The organism is Oceanobacillus sojae (assembly GCF_900162665.1).
Lineage (GTDB): Bacteria > Bacillota > Bacilli > Bacillales > Amphibacillaceae > Oceanobacillus > Oceanobacillus sojae_A.
Genome location: NZ_LT727813.1, coordinates 667,772 through 685,603, shown reverse-complemented (window position 1 = coordinate 685,603; position 17,832 = coordinate 667,772). Strand labels below are relative to the sequence as shown.

General features: G+C 40.3%; 16 protein-coding genes, 1 pseudogene and 1 riboswitch. Of the genes and pseudogenes, 15 read left to right on the top strand and 2 right to left on the bottom strand.

Annotated elements, in window-relative coordinates; all coding sequences use genetic code 11:
* Position 1: 1 nt before the first annotated feature.
* Both galE and BN1068_RS20705 read right to left on the bottom strand, forming a co-directional pair.
* The gene (gene galE / locus BN1068_RS20710; RefSeq protein ID WP_077604714.1) at positions 2-1,000 is read right to left on the bottom strand and encodes a UDP-glucose 4-epimerase GalE; all 999 of its coding nucleotides are present in this window, start codon (positions 998-1,000) and stop codon (positions 2-4) included.
* Positions 997-2,175 (bottom strand): galactokinase, encoded by a 1,179-nt coding sequence (locus BN1068_RS20705; RefSeq protein ID WP_077604713.1) that lies wholly within the window; start codon positions 2,173-2,175, stop codon positions 997-999. The genes galE and BN1068_RS20705 overlap by 4 nt, the downstream gene beginning before the upstream one ends.
* 331 nt (positions 2,176-2,506) lie before the next feature.
* Here BN1068_RS20705 and BN1068_RS20700 point away from each other — a divergent pair, with 331 nt between their 5' ends.
* From BN1068_RS20700 to eutS, 15 genes and pseudogenes are all read left to right on the top strand, one after another.
* Complete coding sequence (locus tag BN1068_RS20700; protein WP_077604712.1) at positions 2,507-3,388, top strand: aldose 1-epimerase family protein; 882 nt, start codon at positions 2,507-2,509, stop codon at positions 3,386-3,388.
* A gap of 101 nt (positions 3,389-3,489) precedes the next feature.
* Positions 3,490-5,421: a fructose-1,6-bisphosphatase gene (locus BN1068_RS20695; protein WP_077604711.1), complete on the top strand. Its 1,932-nt coding sequence runs from the start codon at positions 3,490-3,492 to the stop codon at positions 5,419-5,421.
* A 124-nt stretch (positions 5,422-5,545) separates the two neighbouring features.
* A riboswitch (cobalamin riboswitch) is annotated at positions 5,546-5,731 on the top strand.
* A gap of 476 nt (positions 5,732-6,207) precedes the next feature.
* Positions 6,208-7,338 (top strand): 1-propanol dehydrogenase PduQ, encoded by a 1,131-nt coding sequence (locus BN1068_RS20690; RefSeq protein ID WP_077604710.1) that lies wholly within the window; start codon positions 6,208-6,210, stop codon positions 7,336-7,338.
* Positions 7,339-7,585: 247 nt separating this feature from the next.
* Positions 7,586-8,158: an ANTAR domain-containing response regulator gene (locus BN1068_RS20685; protein WP_077604709.1), complete on the top strand. Its 573-nt coding sequence runs from the start codon at positions 7,586-7,588 to the stop codon at positions 8,156-8,158.
* Positions 8,151-9,536, top strand: coding sequence for a histidine kinase N-terminal domain-containing protein (locus tag BN1068_RS20680; RefSeq protein WP_139344901.1), 1,386 nt, complete (start codon positions 8,151-8,153; stop codon positions 9,534-9,536). Before BN1068_RS20685 ends, BN1068_RS20680 begins: the two co-directional genes overlap by 8 nt.
* A 122-nt stretch (positions 9,537-9,658) precedes the next feature.
* The gene (gene eutA, locus BN1068_RS20675; protein WP_077604707.1) at positions 9,659-11,086 is read left to right on the top strand and encodes an ethanolamine ammonia-lyase reactivating factor EutA; all 1,428 of its coding nucleotides are present in this window, start codon (positions 9,659-9,661) and stop codon (positions 11,084-11,086) included.
* Between the two features lie 32 nt (positions 11,087-11,118).
* Positions 11,119-12,486: an ethanolamine ammonia-lyase subunit EutB gene (locus BN1068_RS20670; RefSeq protein ID WP_077604706.1), complete on the top strand. Its 1,368-nt coding sequence runs from the start codon at positions 11,119-11,121 to the stop codon at positions 12,484-12,486.
* A 12-nt stretch (positions 12,487-12,498) separates the two neighbouring features.
* On the top strand, positions 12,499-13,392 hold the full coding sequence (gene eutC / locus BN1068_RS20665; RefSeq protein WP_077604705.1) for an ethanolamine ammonia-lyase subunit EutC: 894 nt from the start codon (positions 12,499-12,501) through the stop codon (positions 13,390-13,392).
* A gap of 62 nt (positions 13,393-13,454) precedes the next feature.
* Positions 13,455-14,108: an ethanolamine utilization microcompartment protein EutL gene (gene eutL, locus BN1068_RS20660; RefSeq protein ID WP_077604704.1), complete on the top strand. Its 654-nt coding sequence runs from the start codon at positions 13,455-13,457 to the stop codon at positions 14,106-14,108.
* A 9-nt stretch (positions 14,109-14,117) separates the two neighbouring features.
* Positions 14,118-14,660, top strand: a complete 543-nt coding sequence (locus BN1068_RS24230) for a BMC domain-containing protein (protein ID WP_077604703.1) — start codon at positions 14,118-14,120, stop codon at positions 14,658-14,660.
* Between the two features lie 121 nt (positions 14,661-14,781).
* Entirely contained in the window at positions 14,782-15,072 is a 291-nt protein-coding gene (gene pduA / locus BN1068_RS20650; protein ID WP_077604702.1) for a propanediol utilization microcompartment protein PduA, read from the top strand.
* A 47-nt stretch (positions 15,073-15,119) separates the two neighbouring features.
* A pseudogene (eutD, locus tag BN1068_RS20645) lies at positions 15,120-15,761 on the top strand (ethanolamine utilization phosphate acetyltransferase EutD); the annotation flags it as partial.
* Positions 15,762-16,003: 242 nt separating this feature from the next.
* Positions 16,004-16,273 (top strand): EutN/CcmL family microcompartment protein, encoded by a 270-nt coding sequence (locus BN1068_RS20640; protein WP_077604700.1) that lies wholly within the window; start codon positions 16,004-16,006, stop codon positions 16,271-16,273.
* A gap of 29 nt (positions 16,274-16,302) precedes the next feature.
* Entirely contained in the window at positions 16,303-17,421 is a 1,119-nt protein-coding gene (gene eutH / locus BN1068_RS20635) for an ethanolamine utilization protein EutH (RefSeq protein ID WP_077604699.1), read from the top strand.
* Positions 17,422-17,486: 65 nt separating this feature from the next.
* On the top strand, positions 17,487-17,825 hold the full coding sequence (eutS, locus tag BN1068_RS20630) for an ethanolamine utilization microcompartment protein EutS (RefSeq protein ID WP_077605184.1): 339 nt from the start codon (positions 17,487-17,489) through the stop codon (positions 17,823-17,825).
* Positions 17,826-17,832: the final 7 nt, after the last annotated feature.

Below are 17,832 nucleotides of genomic sequence, written 5' to 3'. Positions count from 1 at the left end.
TTTATATTTCCTCCCTGCTGTATCCATGTGGATGTGCACGATGCCAATTCCATGCATCCTGTATCATTTTTTCAATAGATGTGCGGGATGGATTCCATCCGAGTATGCTTTTTGCTTTTTCAGAGCCGGCAATAAGCATGGCAGGATCACCGGCCCGGCGTCCGCTCATTTTTTCAGTGATGTCGATTCCTGTGACAGACCTTGCTGCGGCAATCACTTCTTTTACTGAAAATCCTTGACTGCTTCCTAAGTTAAAGATATCGCTCTTTCCGTGATTGTCTAAGTAATCCAAGGCTAGCAGATGGGCCTCGATAAGATCCTCCACATGAATATAATCACGGATACATGTACCATCTGCTGTATTATAATCATCACCAAAAATAGAAATATGGTCTCTCTGTCCCAGAGCTGCTTGTAAAATAATAGGTATCAGATGTGTTTCCGGAGTGTGGTCCTCACCAATCTCAGCTGTTTCTCTGGCACCGGCAACATTAAAATAGCGGAGAGAAATATAATTTAAATCATGCGCCTGTGCTGTCCATTTCATCAGCTTCTCCATGATGAGCTTGGTCTCACCATAGGTATTTGCAGGAAGACAGTCCATTTCTTCTGTAATTGGCATGGATGCTGCTTCTCCGTAAGTTGCAGCACTGGAAGAGAAGACAATCTTTTTCACGTTATGCTCTATCATCACCTTTAACAGGATTTGTGTGCCATATACATTATTATCAAAATACTTAAGCGGATTTTCCATTGATTCTCCAACTAAGGAATTGGCAGCAAAATGAAGGACAGCATCAATCGATTCCTTGGCAAATACTTCACGAAGAAAAGAGATATTGCGTATATCTCCTTGATAAAAGATAGCCTTTGGGTGAACAGCTTCGGGATGACCGGTTTCCAAATTATCGACAACAATAACCTGTTTTCCTTGGTCAATTAACTGATACACTGCATGGGAACCAATATAACCAGCTCCGCCTAAAACTAAAATACTCATAGGATTTCTCCTTCCATAATTTCTTTCGCTCCATCCGCAATGGAAGCAAGATAGAATGTAGCGTCATAGCCAATGATGTTTTGATAGATTTGATTAACGTCCTGCTTAAAATTATCAACAAAATCCTGATGGATAATCGCAATAGCACAGCCGCCAAAACCGGCCCCTGTCATACGGGCGCCGATAACACCTTCCTGCTCCCAGGCAGCATGCACAATTGTATCCAGTTCAAGACCAGTCACTTCATAATCATTCTGCAGAGAACGATGTGACTCATTCATCAATGCTCCAAAAGCGGGCAAATCACCTTTATGCAGCTCTTCGAAAGCCTGCAGGGTGCGTGCGTTTTCATAGACAGCATGCTTGGCTCGTTTTTGATGGATTTTATTCGTAATAGCGTATTTGTTATCTTCAAACTGTTCTGGCGATAATTCGCCGAAACTCTGGATAGGGAGCCTTTTTTGAAGCTCTGCTAATGCTTCTCTGCATTCAGCGAATCGTTCATTATACTTAGAGCCTGCCAGGGTCCGCTGTTTATTCGTGTTGATAATGATAATAGTATAATCCTGTAATGTAATAGGTGCATACTGATAATTCAGGGTCTGACAGTCTAACAGCATTGCATTATCTTTTTTTCCCATGCCAATAGCAAATTGATCCATGATTCCGCTGTTGACACCAATGTATTTATTTTCGACTCTCTGGCCGATTTGAATCATTTCTATGCGGTCAATCTCTAAATGAAAAAGCCCTTCTAATAAAACACCGGTTGCTAATTCAATAGATGCTGAAGAGGAGAGGCCTGCACCATTAGGGATATTGCCATAAAATAAAATATCCGCACCAGTGTCAACTGCATATCCTTGATCCATAATATATTGAATCATTCCCTTGGGATAATTTGCCCAGGCATGTTTCTGTTGAAAAGAAAGCTCATTCCGTGTGCATTCAATGATACCATTTTCTGAGAAATTTAATGAGTAAAATCGAAATGTATTATCTGTGCGTTTTCTTCCGAGAGCATACGTACCAAGTGAGATAGATGCCGGGAATACATGCCCGCCATTGTAATCAGTATGCTCACCAATAAGATTGATACGTCCTGGAGCAAAGAATTTTCTCGGTACATCCGATGTATTAAACGTTTTTTGGAATAGTTTTGTTAAATTTGTCATCGGGACCTCCTTATTATTTAAAGTAAGCGGTTTATATCTATTCATATTTTATTGATGTGACAACAAAAGATATAAAATACTACAAAATTCTAAAAATAAATTATGTTATTTTATTAATTTAATTAATTAAGTTTTATTTTACAATTGATTGATTATTTCTGCAAGAGGATTTTGTTAAAACTGGCAGGTGATAATTAAATGAAGGAAATAAGCAATATGACCAATCAAATAATAACGGAAAGTCAGACTAGACAGCCTGTATTCTGCACATTAAGATGAAGGATAGAGATACTTTTCGATCAAGTCTTTATATTAGAAGGGATGAAGCAAAGTGAAGCAAATAATTGAAAATGATTGGTTAAAAGTTGAAATAGACAGTCAAGGTGCGGAAATACGGGCGGTAGAGCATAAGAAGAATAAAATGAATTATATGTGGACAGGTGACAGCGCATATTGGGGACGCGTTTCACCAGTACTATTTCCGATTGTCGGCCGCTTGAAAGGGGATCGATATCAGCTTGACGGAAACACCTATGAGATGTCACAGCATGGTTTCTTAAGAGATGCTGATTTTGAGCTGAGCACACATTCTGCGGAGCACGCTTCATTTGAAACAGCTTCTAATGGACGCTTTAAGAATATCTATCCATATGAATTTAGAGCGTTTATCACCTATACACTGAATCAGAATTCTCTTTCCGTTGACTGGAAAATTGAAAATCAAAATAATGAAGAGATGTACTTCTCTATTGGCGCACATCCTGCTTTTCGAATTCCGCTTTTAGAAGATGAAGAGTTAGAGGACTACCACTTGAAATTTACACCTGCGCCACATAAAGAAGTCATGGAATATGAATTGGAAAATGCACTGGTTCATGAGAAGGGAATCCGCACTAATTTGCCGGATATCCAGGTGCAACCGGAGCTGTTCGCAAAGGATGCGATGATTTACAGTCATATAGATCGAATCGAACTTGTTTCTGCAAAATCAAAGCATGGTATAGAGATAGGGTTTGCTGACTTTCCTTTTGTAGGAATCTGGTCTAAATATAATGAAGAAAACAATAGTATGGCACCATTTGTTTGTATCGAGCCTTGGTACGGTGTTGCTGATACACATGATACAACAGGAAATTTAAAAGAAAAGTATGGCATTAATCAATTAGAAGCAGGCGGTATTTTCCAAAAGCTATATACAATGACGTTTAAATGATTATGAAGGACAGTACTCTTCTGATAATTACTGCAATTCCAGTCTGAAAGTGTTATACTATTTAGAAATAATATGGCATAATTAAAAGGGGGATTTGGAAATTGAATACAAAATACCTTGATTTATTAGCGGAGAAATATGATAGCGAAGAGAAGGTAGTTACAGAGATTATCAATTTAGAGTCAATTTTAGATTTGCCAAAGGGAACGGAGCATTTTGTAAGTGATTTACACGGGGAGTACCAAGCTTTTCAGCATGTACTCCGAAATGGCTCCGGCAAGGTGAGAGAAAAGATAAATGATATTTTTAAAGACATCTTATCAGAAGAAGATATTAATGACTTTGCAGCGCTTGTTTATTATCCGGAAGATAAACTGAAGCTTATTAAACATCAATTTAATTCCAAGCAGGCGTTAGATGAATGGTACGCAGAGAAAATTCATCATATGATTCATTTAATTTCCTATGCTTCCTCCAAGTATACACGTTCAAAGCTGCGTAAAGCCCTGCCGGAGCAGTTTGTCTATATTATTGAAGAGCTTCTGTATAAGACGGATGAATATACGAATAAAAAGCCATATTATGAAAAAATTGTTCAAAAAATTATCTCGCTTGGTCAGGCAGAGAAGCTGATTATTGGCTTATCCTATACAACACAGCAACTTGTCGTCGATCATCTGCATGTTGTTGGAGATATCTATGACCGTGGACCGGAGCCGGATAAAATTATGGAAACGCTGATCAGGTATCATTCAATCGATATTCAATGGGGCAACCATGATGTGCTGTGGATTGGTGCGTATGCAGGCTCCAAGGTTTGCCTTGCCAATATAATTCGAATCTGTGCCCGCTATGATAATTTAGATATTATAGAAGATGCTTATGGAATTAATTTACGCCCATTACTTAACCTTGCAGAAAAATATTATGGAGATAATCCTGCCTTCCGTCCTAAAAAACATTCCGATCAGAATATTACGGATCAGGAAAAACTGCAGATTACAAAGATACATCAGGCAATAGCCATGATCCAATTTAAGCTGGAAAGTCCAATTATTAAACGGCGTTCCTTCTTTAATATGGAAGAAAGACTGGTATTAGAGAAAACAGATTACGAGAAACAGGAAATCACGGTATACGGGAAAACGTATCCGCTGGAAAACACATGTTTTTCTACTGTTGACCCGGCTGATCCAGCAAAGCTGTTACCGGAGGAAGAGGAAGTTATTGACAAGCTTCTGCTCTCCGTACAGCAATCAGAGAAGCTGAAAAGGCATATGAACTTCTTAATGAAAAAAGGCAGCCTGTATCTGAAATATAATGGAAATCTATTAATTCATGGCTGCATTCCTGTTGATGAAAATGGGAATATGGAGCAAATGAAGATTGAAGGACAAGCATACAAAGGGAGAGAATTGCTTGATAAATTTGAGTCCTATTTACGTCATGCTTTTGCGCATAAAGAATTGACTGATGATTTAGCAACGGATATGGTGTGGTATTTATGGACAGGGGAATATTCCTCACTCTTTGGGAAACGGGCTATGACCACTTTTGAGCGTTATTTTATTTCGGATAAGGTATCTCATAAAGAAGAAAAGAATCCATACTATTATTTACGTGAAAATGAGGAAATGTGCCGGAAGATGCTGGAGGAATTTGAACTGGACCCAAGCCAGGGACATATTATTAATGGACATACTCCGGTAAAAGAAATAGATGGTGAGAATCCAATCAAAGCAAATGGGAAAATGATTGTTATTGACGGCGGGTTTTCAAAAGCCTATCAATCTACAACTGGTATCGCCGGCTACACCTTACTATATAATTCATTTGGAATGCAGCTCGTTGCCCATCAGCATTTTAATTCAAAAGAAGATGTTGTATTAAACGGAGCGGATGTTTTATCTGTGCGGCGAGTGGTAGATAAAGAGCTGGAACGGAAAAAGGTCAGGGAAACCAATATCGGAGCTAAGCTGCAGGAAGAAATTGAAATGCTGAATCAGCTGATGGAATATCGTTATATGAACTGAACTGGGTTAAGACCGGGCTGTCTGAATGGATTCATTTAGATTGCCTGGTCTTTGTGTTTAAAAGAGTCAGGATAATTTTTCCTTTGAAAAAGGATGAAACTGATATATAATAAACCTAACAAACTTATATGGAATTTATTTTGGTTCATTTACAATGCTGTGAATGATTAAAAAGGAATCAGGTGAAAATCCTGAACGGTCCGGCCACTGTAAATGGTAGGTTCACTCTATATTGCCACTGGGTATTTCCGGGAAGGCAGAGTGGATAACAGCCATGAGTCAGGAGACTTGCCAAAGTAATATGCACAGCTGCCTTCTGGGAAAAGGAGATGCATACTGGTAATTCAATGAACATAAATTGAATTCTATTTGCTGCTCTCAACTTAAGACAGGTGAGGGTTTTTTAATGTGTATAGAGCGATAAATGACTGAGGGTCATTGCTTACTTTGGTTTGTGCGAAACCAAAAGTTTGTTGAGCATTCGGGTTTGCAATGCGGCAGACTCTATTAAGCCTTACATGGATCGTAAGGGTGCAGTGTTACAAAGAAGTAACCGGATCGGAAAGGTAATTACAAAGAAGTAATGCCTTCAATGATGGAAGATTCGCTCCAAAGAAGTGGTGAATCCTCCTGTTTCTAAATTAAAATTGACAAGATTCACAGATTAATAGTACACTACAAGTAACACAAAGACGTGTCGTTTAAAAGCAGAGGAGCTTTACAGAATAATCAATTCTGTAGAGTTCCTCTGCTTTTTTTTATGCCAAAAAATGAGGGGGAGTTTTCTTGAAAAAGGTAGCTTTTCAAACAGATATTTACTATGGCAAGAACGCTTTGGATTATTTGCAAACGGTTAGTGATAAACGGATTTTTATTGTTTTAGATCCCTTTCTGAAAGAAACAGAGATTTTGGAGAAAATAGAAGGGCATCTTTCAAAAGGAGAAAATGTATGGCAATTATTTACGGATGTTGTGCCCGATCCGCCGATAGAAAATGTCACTGCTGGTGTAGAGGCAATGAGAGGTTTTGATCCTGATTTTGTCATTGCCATTGGCGGAGGTTCTGCGATGGATGCAGCAAAAGCGATGAAGGACATTGCCAGGAAGGTTTATTCAATTAACGAGCTGCCGCTTCTTGCTATTCCAACAACAAGCGGGACTGGTTCGGAAGTAACCTCCTATTCTGTTATAACGGATCAAAATAAAGGAGTGAAATATCCATTAACGGCTGATTCGCTTATTCCGGAAACGACTATTTTGGATATAGAGCTTGTGAAAACAGTTCCTAAACCGATTGTAGCTGATACAGGGATGGATGCTTTAACACATGCTATAGAGGCTTATGTTGCGAAAAATGCCAATGATTTTTCAGATGCCATGGCGGAGAAAGCCATTCGCCTATTGTTTGATTATTTGCCAAAATCCTATCACAATGAAGAGGATGAAGAAGCAAAGGAAAAAGTGCATCATGCTTCTACATTGGCTGGTTTTGCATTTAATACGGCCGGTTTAGGAATCAACCACAGTATTGCTCACGCCTGCGGGGCGCGGTTTCATGTTCCACATGGCCGTCTGAATGCTATTTTACTCCCGCACGTCATTGCGTTTAATGCAGGTGTCCATCAAAATCATCGTCAGCATATAACTCCGGCAGCAGAAAGATATGCAACGCTTGCCGGTTTATTGAACCTGCCTGCAGCGAGTCTTGCCAGCGGAGTAAGAAGTCTTATTAAAGAAGTAGAGAAGCTCCGGAAAAAGCTCGATATCCCTGCCGATTTAAAAGAATATCAATTGGAATACAATGATGAAATAGAAAGAGAAATTACAGAGGCTTCTTTAAACGACAGCTGCACAAATATGAATCCTGTAGAACCGACATATCAGGATATTACAGCTATTTTAAAAAAGATAAGATAAGTATGTGGTTTGATTACAGTGTAAAAGAGGCTTGCAAGAAAGTGCTTTCATATATATAATGGTTATAGAAGCACAATGGCGTGCGTAAATAAGTAATCAAATGAATGCAGTTAGTTGATGATAAAAGCAAAGGGGCTTTGGAAAAGAATGTATCTTTTTCATGCCCTTTTTTTGCATTTTTACGACTGGAGTATCATGAAAGTCTTCAATAATAAGCAATGAATTATACTGTTTAAGGAGTATGGATATGAGTGAAAAAATTGTGATAGTCGACGATGAACCTATTACAAAGATGGATTTGCAGGAGCTTTTGGAGGAAGCCGGATACAATGTAGTAGGACAGGCCTCTGATGGATTCGAAGCAATTGATGTTTGTCAGGAACAACGTCCGGATCTCGTTATCATGGATATAAAAATGCCTGTACTGGATGGACTCAAGGCCAGTAAAAAGATCATGTATGACAAGATTGCCGGCGGTATATTACTGCTGACTGCTTTTTACGACGAAGCATTTGTGAAAAAAGCAAGAGAAATTGGGGCACTTGGATATTTAGTGAAGCCGCTGGATGAGAAATCATTTATTCCAACAGTGGAAATGTGCTTATCCCGGGCAGAAAAAATCCAGTCTCTGGAAAAGCAGGTGCAGGAAGTATCTCAAAAGCTGGAGGACCGGAAAATCATTGATATTGCTAAAGGTTTATTAATGAAAGAGAGAAACCTGGATGAGCAGGAGGCTTATAAGCTTCTGCGGAAAATGAGTATGGATGGAAGGAAGTCCATCAGTGAAGTTGCAAGGACGATAGCGATTGTTTATGAATAAGCAAAAAGATAAAATTATGGAATTATGCAAGAAGTATACAGAAATGACAGAGGAAGAGATCGCAGTTATTTATCAAAAAGCGCACGCTCTGGAAGAACTGGCAGCAATTTTTGATTGTGATATTTTCATAGATGTTCCATTGAAGAACAGCACTGCCTCCATCGTCATCTATCATGTGCTTCCTGTATCGAAGGGATCTCTCTATGAGCAGTCCCCCGTGGGCCAGCCGGCGATGAAGATGAATGAACCGGGGGTTTGGAAGGTCTCCAGAACTGGAGGGAAATTAAAAGGATATAAAGCGTTTACGCAGGAAAATGTCTTTATCCGCCAAAATATATATGCTATTGAATATCAGGATAAAATTCTCGGCACATACATTATGGAACAGCCTTTTCATGAAGTACAGAAGGATGGAACAGAAGAACAAAATGATTATATGGTCATGACAGCCCGCTTAAATAACTATATTGACGATGCTATCTATTTCTTTGACTCATCCAGCCGGCTGATTTTTCAAAATGAGAAAGCAGACAGTATTTTAAAAGACAGTTTGCAGGAGGAAGTTTATTATAATCAATTATTTGGAAATCAAATTCCCTATAGTGAGCTTGTCTTAAATGATAAAAAAGCATTTATGAAGGAAATCGAGCTCGGCGATAAATTTTATATGATGAAGCGGATTATTCTGGAGGACGATAAGCTGGAATTTGCGATTATTTTAAGGGATATTACCCAATTAAAAAATAAAGAAGCTGAAATTATCTCCAAGACGGAAGCAATTCGGGAAACACATCATCGCATAAAAAATAATCTGCAGACAATGGCTTCTCTTTTACGGATGGAGAAAAGAAGAAGCGAGAATGAAGAAATTAAACATATTTTATCGGATAATATGAACCGGGTCATGTCCATTGCTGCAACACATGATATTTTAGCGAGACAGCTTGGAGATGAGGTCGAATTAAGTGAAGTAATTAAATTTATTGTGAATAATATGCATCGAAGCTATATGCTTTTAAACAACCTTGAATTAAACCTTGATGCAGAGGAATCCATTATTGTCAGAAGTGAAATTGCTACGTCTGTATCCCTTATTGTAAATGAGCTCGTACAAAACAGTTATAACCATGCATTCGCGGGAAGAAGCAATGGAAAGTTGAAGGTTTCTTTGAAGAAACAGGATGATACAGTAGTTATTACGGTTGCAGACAATGGAACAGGATTTTCAATTGATAAAATTAAAAAGAATAGCCTGGGGTTAGTTATCGTTCAAAATTATGTAAAAGACAAGCTAAAAGGAACGATTCAATTTAATCGCCTTAAAAGAGGGATGGAAATCACCTTTCAATTTAAACAGTCACTGTACAATGATGTATAAGTGAATCCGAAAGCAAAGAAGCTTAAGGTATAAATAAGATTGCTATGTGCAATTTTTTATGCTTTAAGCTTCTTTGCTTTTTTTAATATCCTTTAAAGCTAAACAGAAAGGAGGGGGAGGAAATGGCTGAGAATGTTTTAAGTGTCGGGATTGATATTGGGACTTCGACAACACAGCTGGTATTCTCGCACCTGAAGATAGAGAACACAGCATCTGCTTTTAATGTCCCGCGCATCGTGATTGTTGATAAGAAGGTTGTTTATAAGAGTGACATTATCGATACGCCGCTTTTAGAAGGAAAGCGGATTGATCAATCTAAAATTGAACAGTTTGTAGCAAGTGAGTATCAAAAAGCAGGGATTGCCAAAGAAAGCATACAGACTGGTGCTGTCATTATTACTGGTGAAACTGCCAGAAAAGAAAATGCAGAAGAGGTTTTACAGGGCTTAAGCGGGTATGCAGGGGATTTTGTTGTTGCAACTGCCGGACCGGACTTAGAAAGTGTTATTGCAGCGAAAGGAGCCGGGCTTCACCGGTATTCCAAGGAACATGCCGGGAAGCTGGTTAACCTGGATGTCGGCGGCGGAACAAGTAATATGGCTGTGATGCAGCGGGGAGAGATAGTAGAAACAGGCTGCTTAGATATCGGTGGCAGACTTGTCAAAGTAAATAAGAAAACGAAAAAAATTGAATATATTTCGGAAAAAATCCAAGCCTTAATTAAAGAAAATGACTGGCCCATTTATGTAGGAGAAAAAGCAACAGAAAATTTATTTAAACCGTTAATTGAGCGGATGGTACAGCTGTTGGAGGAGAGTGTCGGAATCCGGCCTCAGACAGAAGCTTTTACCCAAATAGTGACACATAGAGGAATTCAGCATCGAGAGGATATTTCACATATTTCATTTACGGGAGGTGTTGCAGAGGCAATCTATCGGCCGGCTGAGGGAGATGTGTTCAGATTTGGCGATATTGGTATTTTACTGGGAGCAGCAATCAGTCAATCTGCCTTAACGCAACAATTGACGCTGATAGAGCCAAAAGAGTTAATACGGGCCACAGTTGTCGGAGCTGGGTCACATACGACAGAAATCAGCGGAAGCACCATTCATTATTCTCAAAACAAATTCCCGATTAAAAATATTCCGGTTGTAAAAATTCCCGATGAAGAGATGGAGCAATTTCATTCCATCGCAGCTTACACAGATGAAAACTTAAGCAGATTCCAATTGGAGGAAGAGAAACTGCGTGTGGCGATATCTTTTTCAGGCAGAGAAATATCGAGTTTCAAAGATATTACAAGGGTGGCAGAAGAAATTATAAAGGGCTCCCGAAGTTATCTGAATTTAGGACTTCCGCTCATTGTTATTGTAGAGAAGGATATTGGAAAAGTGCTTGGCCAGACGCTCTATACAATGCTTGGACTAGATATTGAAATCATCTGTATTGATAGTGTTTTTGTAGAAGATGGTGACTATATCGACATTGGCCATCCGCTTGCAGAAGGGAGTGTATTGCCGGTAGTGATTAAAACGCTCGTATTTAATTAAGCTATTTTGCAAATTTCGAGAGGAGGATATGCATGATTTTAAGTACAGTATTATTCGGAAGAACCTATCAATTTAAATCAATCAACGAAGTAATGGCAAAAGCAAACGAAGAAAAATCAGGAGATGTAATGGCCGGGATTGCGGCAGAATCCGCAGAAGAGCGTGTCGCTGCCAAAGTTGTTTTAGCAAATTTAACATTGGAGGATTTGCGGAACAACCCTGCTATCCCTTATGAGCAGGATGAGGTTACACGGATTATTCAAGATAGTCTGAATGAGAAAATCTATGATTCTATCAAGCGTTGGACTGTGCAGGAGCTCCGTGAGAAAATTCTTGATTACAATACAACAGGGAATGATGTCAGGAGAATTTCGAGAGGGCTGACTTCAGAAATGGTGGCAGCAGTAACTAAGCTGATGTCCAATTTAGATTTGATTACAGCAGGAAATAAAATAAATGTTACTGCACATTGCAATACGACAATTGGGTTAGAAGGAACCTTATCAGCGAGATTGCAGCCAAACCATCCATCTGATAACGAAGATGGAATTGTCGCTTCCATTTTAGAAGGCCTTGCATATGGATCTGGTGACGCTGTTATTGGATTGAATCCGGTTGATGACACACTCGAAAGTGTTAAGCGGATGTTCCATCGTCTGGAAGAAGTAAAAAATAAGTATGCAATTCCTACCCAGAATAGTGTGCTTGCCCATGTAACAACACAGATGCAGGCTATTCGGGAGGGCGCACCTGCTGATTTAATCTTCCAATCTATTGCCGGATCGGAAAAAGGAAATACGGCCTTTGGAATAAGCGGCGAACTCATTGGAGAGGCAAGGGAGCTTGCTTTGCGTGAAGGTACAGCAGCCGGACCGAACGTCATGTATTTTGAAACAGGACAGGGCGCCGAGCTATCCTCTAACGCCCATCATGGAGTGGACCAGCTCACCTTGGAAGCCAGATGCTACGGCTTTGGTAAAACTTATGAGCCTTTCCTTGTGAATACCGTTGTAGGATTCATCGGACCGGAATACTTATATGATTCGAAGCAGGTCATCCGGGCTGGATTAGAGGATCATTTTATGGGGAAGCTTTCCGGTCTTCCGATGGGTGTGGATGTTTGTTACACGAATCATATGAAAGCAGATCAGGATGATATGGAAATTTTAAGTACACTGCTTGCTCAGGCCGGAGTTAATTTCTTAATTACCGCTCCGCATGGCGATGATGTCATGCTGAACTATCAAAGTCTTGGCTATCATGAAATCCAGACATTGCGGGAATTGCTGCAGCTGAAACCAATTAAGGAATTTGAAGAATGGCTGCGGAAAATGGATGTTATTGATCTTTCCGGCAGGTTAACGAAGCAGGCAGGAGATGCATCATTATTCTTAGTGTAAGGAGGAGAAAGGATGGTTACAAATACAGAATTAAAAACACTGATTGAAAAGATTGTTCTGGAAATGGCAGGAGAAAGCAAAGCACCTGAAGAGAAAGCATCAAAATCGGAGCACGCCGGCAGCACGAATCAGGCTGTCAGTGAGGAAGTACTGCCTGATATATCAGAAATACTGATTAAGAAAGAACTGCTTGTACCGGATCCTGCAGATGAAGAAGGATATTTAGACATGAAGGATAAAACACCTGCACGATTGGGAGTATGGCGGAGCGGAGCACGCTATATGACATCCAGTGCACTAAGGTTTAAAGCAGATCACGCTGCTGCACAGGATGCCGTATTCTCTTATGTCAGTGAGGATTTTGTCAAAGATAATAATTTATTTCCTGTTGCGACCGTCTGTCAGGATAAGGATGAATATGTAACCCGGCCTGATTTAGGAAGACAATTCTCGGATGAAGTAAAAGAAAAAATAAAAGCACATTGCGGTAGCCCTAAAGTACAAATTGTTGTAGGAGACGGCTTGAGCTCGGCTTCCATCGAAGCAAATCTGGAAAATACTTTGCCAGCTATTAAACAGGGGCTAAAGCTGCATGGTATTGACGCCACAAATGATTTGTTTATAAAGCATTGCCGTGTGCCAGCGATGGATGTCATTGGTGAACTAACAGGAGCTGATGTTGTCTGTCTGCTTGTCGGGGAGCGACCGGGTCTGGTTACAGCAGAATCCATGAGTGCTTACATCGCTTATAAACCGACTGTCGATATGCCGGAAGCAAGACGTACCGTTATATCGAATATCCATGAAGGTGGTACGCCACCGGTTGAGGCAGGAGCACATATCGCGGAATTAATTAAGAAAATGATTGATAAGAAAGCTTCAGGTCTTGATTTAAATAAGGTTTAAGGGAGTTTCAAAAAAAGTAAATATGCTGCTCGACGATAAAGCTAAGAAATGGAGGGTTTACTATGAAGGATGATGCGCTTTATGCACAGGTCCTCGGTGTGAAGCTGATTTCAAATGTGGATGCGCATTTAGCAGATGAATTAAAACTACTGCCCAACCAGCGAAGCATCGGGATTTTGACAGGAGATATAGATGACGTTGTCTACACAGCGCTAGACGAAGCAACGAAGAAAGCAGATGTAGAGGTTGTTTATGCAGAATCAATGTATGCCGGTGCAGACAATGCAACCACAAAATTAACCGGAGAGGTTATTGGTATTCTGGCAGGCTATAATCCGGAGGAAGTAAGAAGCGGATTGGATGCAGCAATTTCGTACATTGAGAATGATGCGTATTTTGTCAGTGCCAATGAAGATGATTCTATTCCTTATTTTGCACACTTAGTTTCACGGACTGGAACATTTCTTTCCAAGCAGGCAAATATAACAGAGGGGGAAGCAATTGCTTATTTAATTGCTCCGCCATTGGAAGCTATTTATGCATTAGATATGGCGCTGAAGTCAGCGGATGTGAGGCTGGCTGCATTCTTTGGCCCGCCTTCTGAAACAAACTTTGGAGGCGCCTTACTAACTGGAAGTCAATCGGCCTGTCACGCTGCCTGTGAAGCATTTGCACGCGCAGTAAATGATGTGGCAGATAATCCAAAAGGATATTAGGTGAGATAAATGGAAGCGTTAGGATTAATTGAAACGAGAGGATTATTAAGCTCTATTGTGGCGGCAGACGCGGCAGTGAAGGCGGCAAATGTGAAGCTTCTGAATGCAGAAATTATCAAGGGCGGACTTGTTACAGTCCAGCTGCTTGGAGATGTTGCAGCTGTTCAGGCAGCAGTGGAGGCTGGTGAAAATGCAATTACTTCATTCCAAACATTGATTTCTGTACATGTTATTCCAAGAATGCATCATGAAACCGGCTCTTTGCTTAAAAAACTTCCACAACAGGGAACAGTTCCTGCCAAGCTGGAAGTGGAGATACAGCCCAGCCCGGATGTTGAAAATAAACCAAGTATAGATTCCAGCCCTGATTATCCCGTTCCAAGCTGGGACCAGGAAAATCTGGAAAAAATGACGGTGCTCCAATTAAGACAGCTGGCCAGAGCAAATAATATCACCCTGCTGGATAAAACAAAAAATATAAAATACGCAAGAAAAAGTGAGTTAATCCAGGCAATACTTGCAAAAGACAATAATGAAAAGAAAGAAAAATAGGTTAATTACTTAAAGAGGATGTTCAAAAAGTCCCCAAATGATTAGAGAAGAATATCTGCGTTGAACTTCTTGCTTCTAATTCAGTTACTTTTTGAACACACAATTAAAGGAGGAATTTATAATGCAAAATGCAAATGCGTTAGGAATGGTTGAAACAAAAGGATTAGTGGGAGCTATTGAGGCAGCAGATGCAATGGTAAAGGCAGCAAATGTTACGTTAGTTGGTAAAGAACAGATTGGTGCAGGCCTGGTAACTGTACTTGTCAGAGGAGATGTTGGAGCAGTAAAAGCAGCAACAGATGCTGGAGCAGCAGCTGCTGACCGTGTAGGAGAGTTATTATCCGTTCACGTCATTCCACGCCCGCATACAGAGGTCAGCGCAATCCTTCCAAAGCAATTTGATGAAGCTTAAAAAATCGGAAAGATATTAGTGTTTTCTGGAAGTAGCCGAGCTTTTGGATGGAGGTGAGTGATTTGGACGAACTGCTTGTAAAAACGATCGAAGAAGCAGTAAAAAAGGAAATGCTGAACCAGTCTTTAGTTGAAATTGAAGCCTCTGGAAGGCATGTTCATTTAAACAGAGAAGCTGTCGATTATTTATTTGGTTCAGGTTATCAATTAACAAAGACTAAAGAATTATCACAGCCGGGTCAGTTTGCTTGTAAGGAAAGAATTACAATCAAAGGACCTAAAGGAAAACTTGAAAATGCAGTGATCTTAGGGCCTGAAAGAAGCGAATCTCAGGTTGAAGTATCTAAAACAGATGCAGTTGTTTTAGGAGGGAATATCCCGGTCAGAGAAAGTGGAGATATTGACGGAACACCAGGGGTAACACTTGTCTATGGAGATAAGGAATTGCACCTGGATAAAGGACTTATCGTTGCTAAACGGCATATTCATGTAGCTTTGCATGATGCTGCGAAACTCCAGGTAGAGCATAAAGAAATCGTACAGGTAAAGGTATTTGGAGAAAGGTCACTTATATTTGATGATGTTGTTATACGCGTACATCCCAGCTATCAGACCTATATGCACATTGATTTTGACGAAGCGAATTCCTGCGGATTCCAGCGGGGAGCACTTGGGAAGATCATTAAAAAGAATGGGAAGGAAGCATCTTCAAATATAGAAAAGGCCGATAAACCTCTAAAAAGCTGTCATGTACCTGGAAATGACACGGAATTTATAGAGAAGCGGGTCATTACAGAAAGAGATTTACAAAAGCTGCTGATGCAGAAAAAGAAGAAGCTTCTGATTCCGCAAAATAGTATTACTACGCCGCTGGCTATGGATTACGCAAAAAAGCATAAATTAGAAATTCAACGATGTGAGGAGAATGAGGAATGATCATCGGCGATGTGATGGGCTCTGTATGGGCAACACGAAAAGATGAAAAACTGAACGGTCTGAAGCTGTTAATTGTCAAACCGACGTATAATGATGATTTATCCTCTACCTTTGTTGCTGCGGATTTAGCGGGTGCCGGTGTTGGAGATACCGTATTAGTAACGAGAGGAAGCAGTGCAAGGTCTGCTTTTGGAAAAGAAAGACTGCCCATCGATTCCGTAATTGTCGGCGTGGTTGACTCGATTGATATGGTTCAAAAAGAATAGAAAATCACATGAGTTGAGGAGGAAGAGGTATGGGCATAAATGAGATTGTAATTTATATTATGGTCATTTTCATGGTAGTCGGTGCCATTGACAAGATATTTAAAAATAAACTTGGACTCGGAGATAAATTCGATGAAGGTATCATGGCAATGGGCGCCCTGGCACTCGCGATGGTCGGTATTATTGTCATGGCTCCTGTCCTGGCAAATGTGCTCAGCCCTGTTATTGTTCCAATCTATACAGCGCTTGGTGCAGACCCGGCAATGTTTGCCGGAAGTTTATTAGCTATTGATATGGGAGGCCTGCAGCTGGCTCAAGAGCTGGGGCAGAGTCAGGATGCAGCTATGTTCTCAGGTATTATTCTTGGAGCAATGATGGGGGCAACGATAGTATTCTCTATCCCTGTATCCTTGGGAATTATTAAAAAGGAAGATCAGCGCTATCTTGCTACAGGTATGCTGGCAGGCTTTATTGCAATTCCTTTTGGAGCAATTATCGGTGGATTAGTAGCTGGATATTCCTTTTCCATGGTTATTATGAATCTAATTCCTATCTTTATTCTGGCAGTCCTCGTTATTTTGGGACTTTGGAAAATACCAAATCAAATGATTAAAGGCTTTACAATTTTTGGCTATGGCGTGGTAGTAGTTGCGACAGCAGGCTTGGCAATTGGCATTATCGATGTCTTGACAGGCATTACCGTTATTCCTGGAATTGCTCCTTTAGGAGAAGGAATAGAGGTAGTCGGAAGTATTGCGATTGTGCTTGCTGGAGCCTTTGTTATGGTAGAAGTGATCACCCGTGTATTTAAGAAACCGCTGATGAACATGGGGAAAATGCTTGGTATGAATGATGTTGCTGCAGCTGGTATGGTCGCAACACTGGCTAATAATATTGCCATGTTTAATTTGATGAAGGATATGGATAATCGCGGAAAAGTAATTAACGTAGCATTCTCTGTACCGGCAGCATTCGTACTTGGGGACCATCTGGGATTTGCCGCTGGAGTAGCCCGTGAAATGATTTTCCCGATGATTATTGGAAAATTCGCCGGAGGGATTATTGCCATTGTAATCGCGATTGTGATTGCCAATGCTATTTTAGGAAAAAGTGAAGAGAAAGACACCAAGCTTACAAAAGCTACCTAAGAAATATGGAGAGCGGCTTTCCTATTCCGGGAAATATAAAAATGGGAAGGAAAGAAGGAGTGCATATGGAAGAGAAAAAGAGGTTTATTCAAGAATTTGTACCTGGAAAACAAGTGACTCTGAGTCATTTAATAGCCAATCCTGTTGAAGATATGTTCGATAAATTAGGCGTGCAGCAGGCCGGAGCATTAGGGATATTAACGCTGACACCGAGCGAGACAGTTATTATAGCCGGCGATCGTGCCACGAAAGCTGCAAATGTGGATATCGGCTTTCTTGACCGGTTTACTGGGAGCCTGGTGATTGTAGGCAGTGTTTCCGAGGTGGAGACAGCACTGCATGATGTAAATCAATTTTTGGCAGATATTTTAAGCTATACACCTGCAGAAATTACGAAGTCTTAAAAAGGGA

Bases quoted from the DNA above. Each gene is read 5' to 3' on its own strand.
- galE (WP_077604714.1), bottom strand. From the start codon at position 1,000: ATGAGTATTTTAGTTTTAGGCGGAGCTGGTTATATTGGTTCCCATGCA.
- BN1068_RS20705 (WP_077604713.1), bottom strand. From the start codon at position 2,175: ATGACAAATTTAACAAAACTATTCCAAAAAACGTTTAATACATCGGAT.
- BN1068_RS20685 (WP_077604709.1), top strand. From the start codon at position 7,586: ATGAGTGAAAAAATTGTGATAGTCGACGATGAACCTATTACAAAGATG.
- BN1068_RS20680 (WP_139344901.1), top strand. From the start codon at position 8,151: ATGAATAAGCAAAAAGATAAAATTATGGAATTATGCAAGAAGTATACA.
- eutA (WP_077604707.1), top strand. From the start codon at position 9,659: ATGGCTGAGAATGTTTTAAGTGTCGGGATTGATATTGGGACTTCGACA.
- BN1068_RS20670 (WP_077604706.1), top strand. From the start codon at position 11,119: ATGATTTTAAGTACAGTATTATTCGGAAGAACCTATCAATTTAAATCA.
- eutC (WP_077604705.1), top strand. From the start codon at position 12,499: ATGGTTACAAATACAGAATTAAAAACACTGATTGAAAAGATTGTTCTG.
- eutL (WP_077604704.1), top strand. From the start codon at position 13,455: ATGAAGGATGATGCGCTTTATGCACAGGTCCTCGGTGTGAAGCTGATT.
- BN1068_RS24230 (WP_077604703.1), top strand. From the start codon at position 14,118: ATGGAAGCGTTAGGATTAATTGAAACGAGAGGATTATTAAGCTCTATT.
- pduA (WP_077604702.1), top strand. From the start codon at position 14,782: ATGCAAAATGCAAATGCGTTAGGAATGGTTGAAACAAAAGGATTAGTG.
- BN1068_RS20640 (WP_077604700.1), top strand. From the start codon at position 16,004: ATGATCATCGGCGATGTGATGGGCTCTGTATGGGCAACACGAAAAGAT.
- eutH (WP_077604699.1), top strand. From the start codon at position 16,303: ATGGGCATAAATGAGATTGTAATTTATATTATGGTCATTTTCATGGTA.
- eutS (WP_077605184.1), top strand. From the start codon at position 17,487: ATGGAAGAGAAAAAGAGGTTTATTCAAGAATTTGTACCTGGAAAACAA.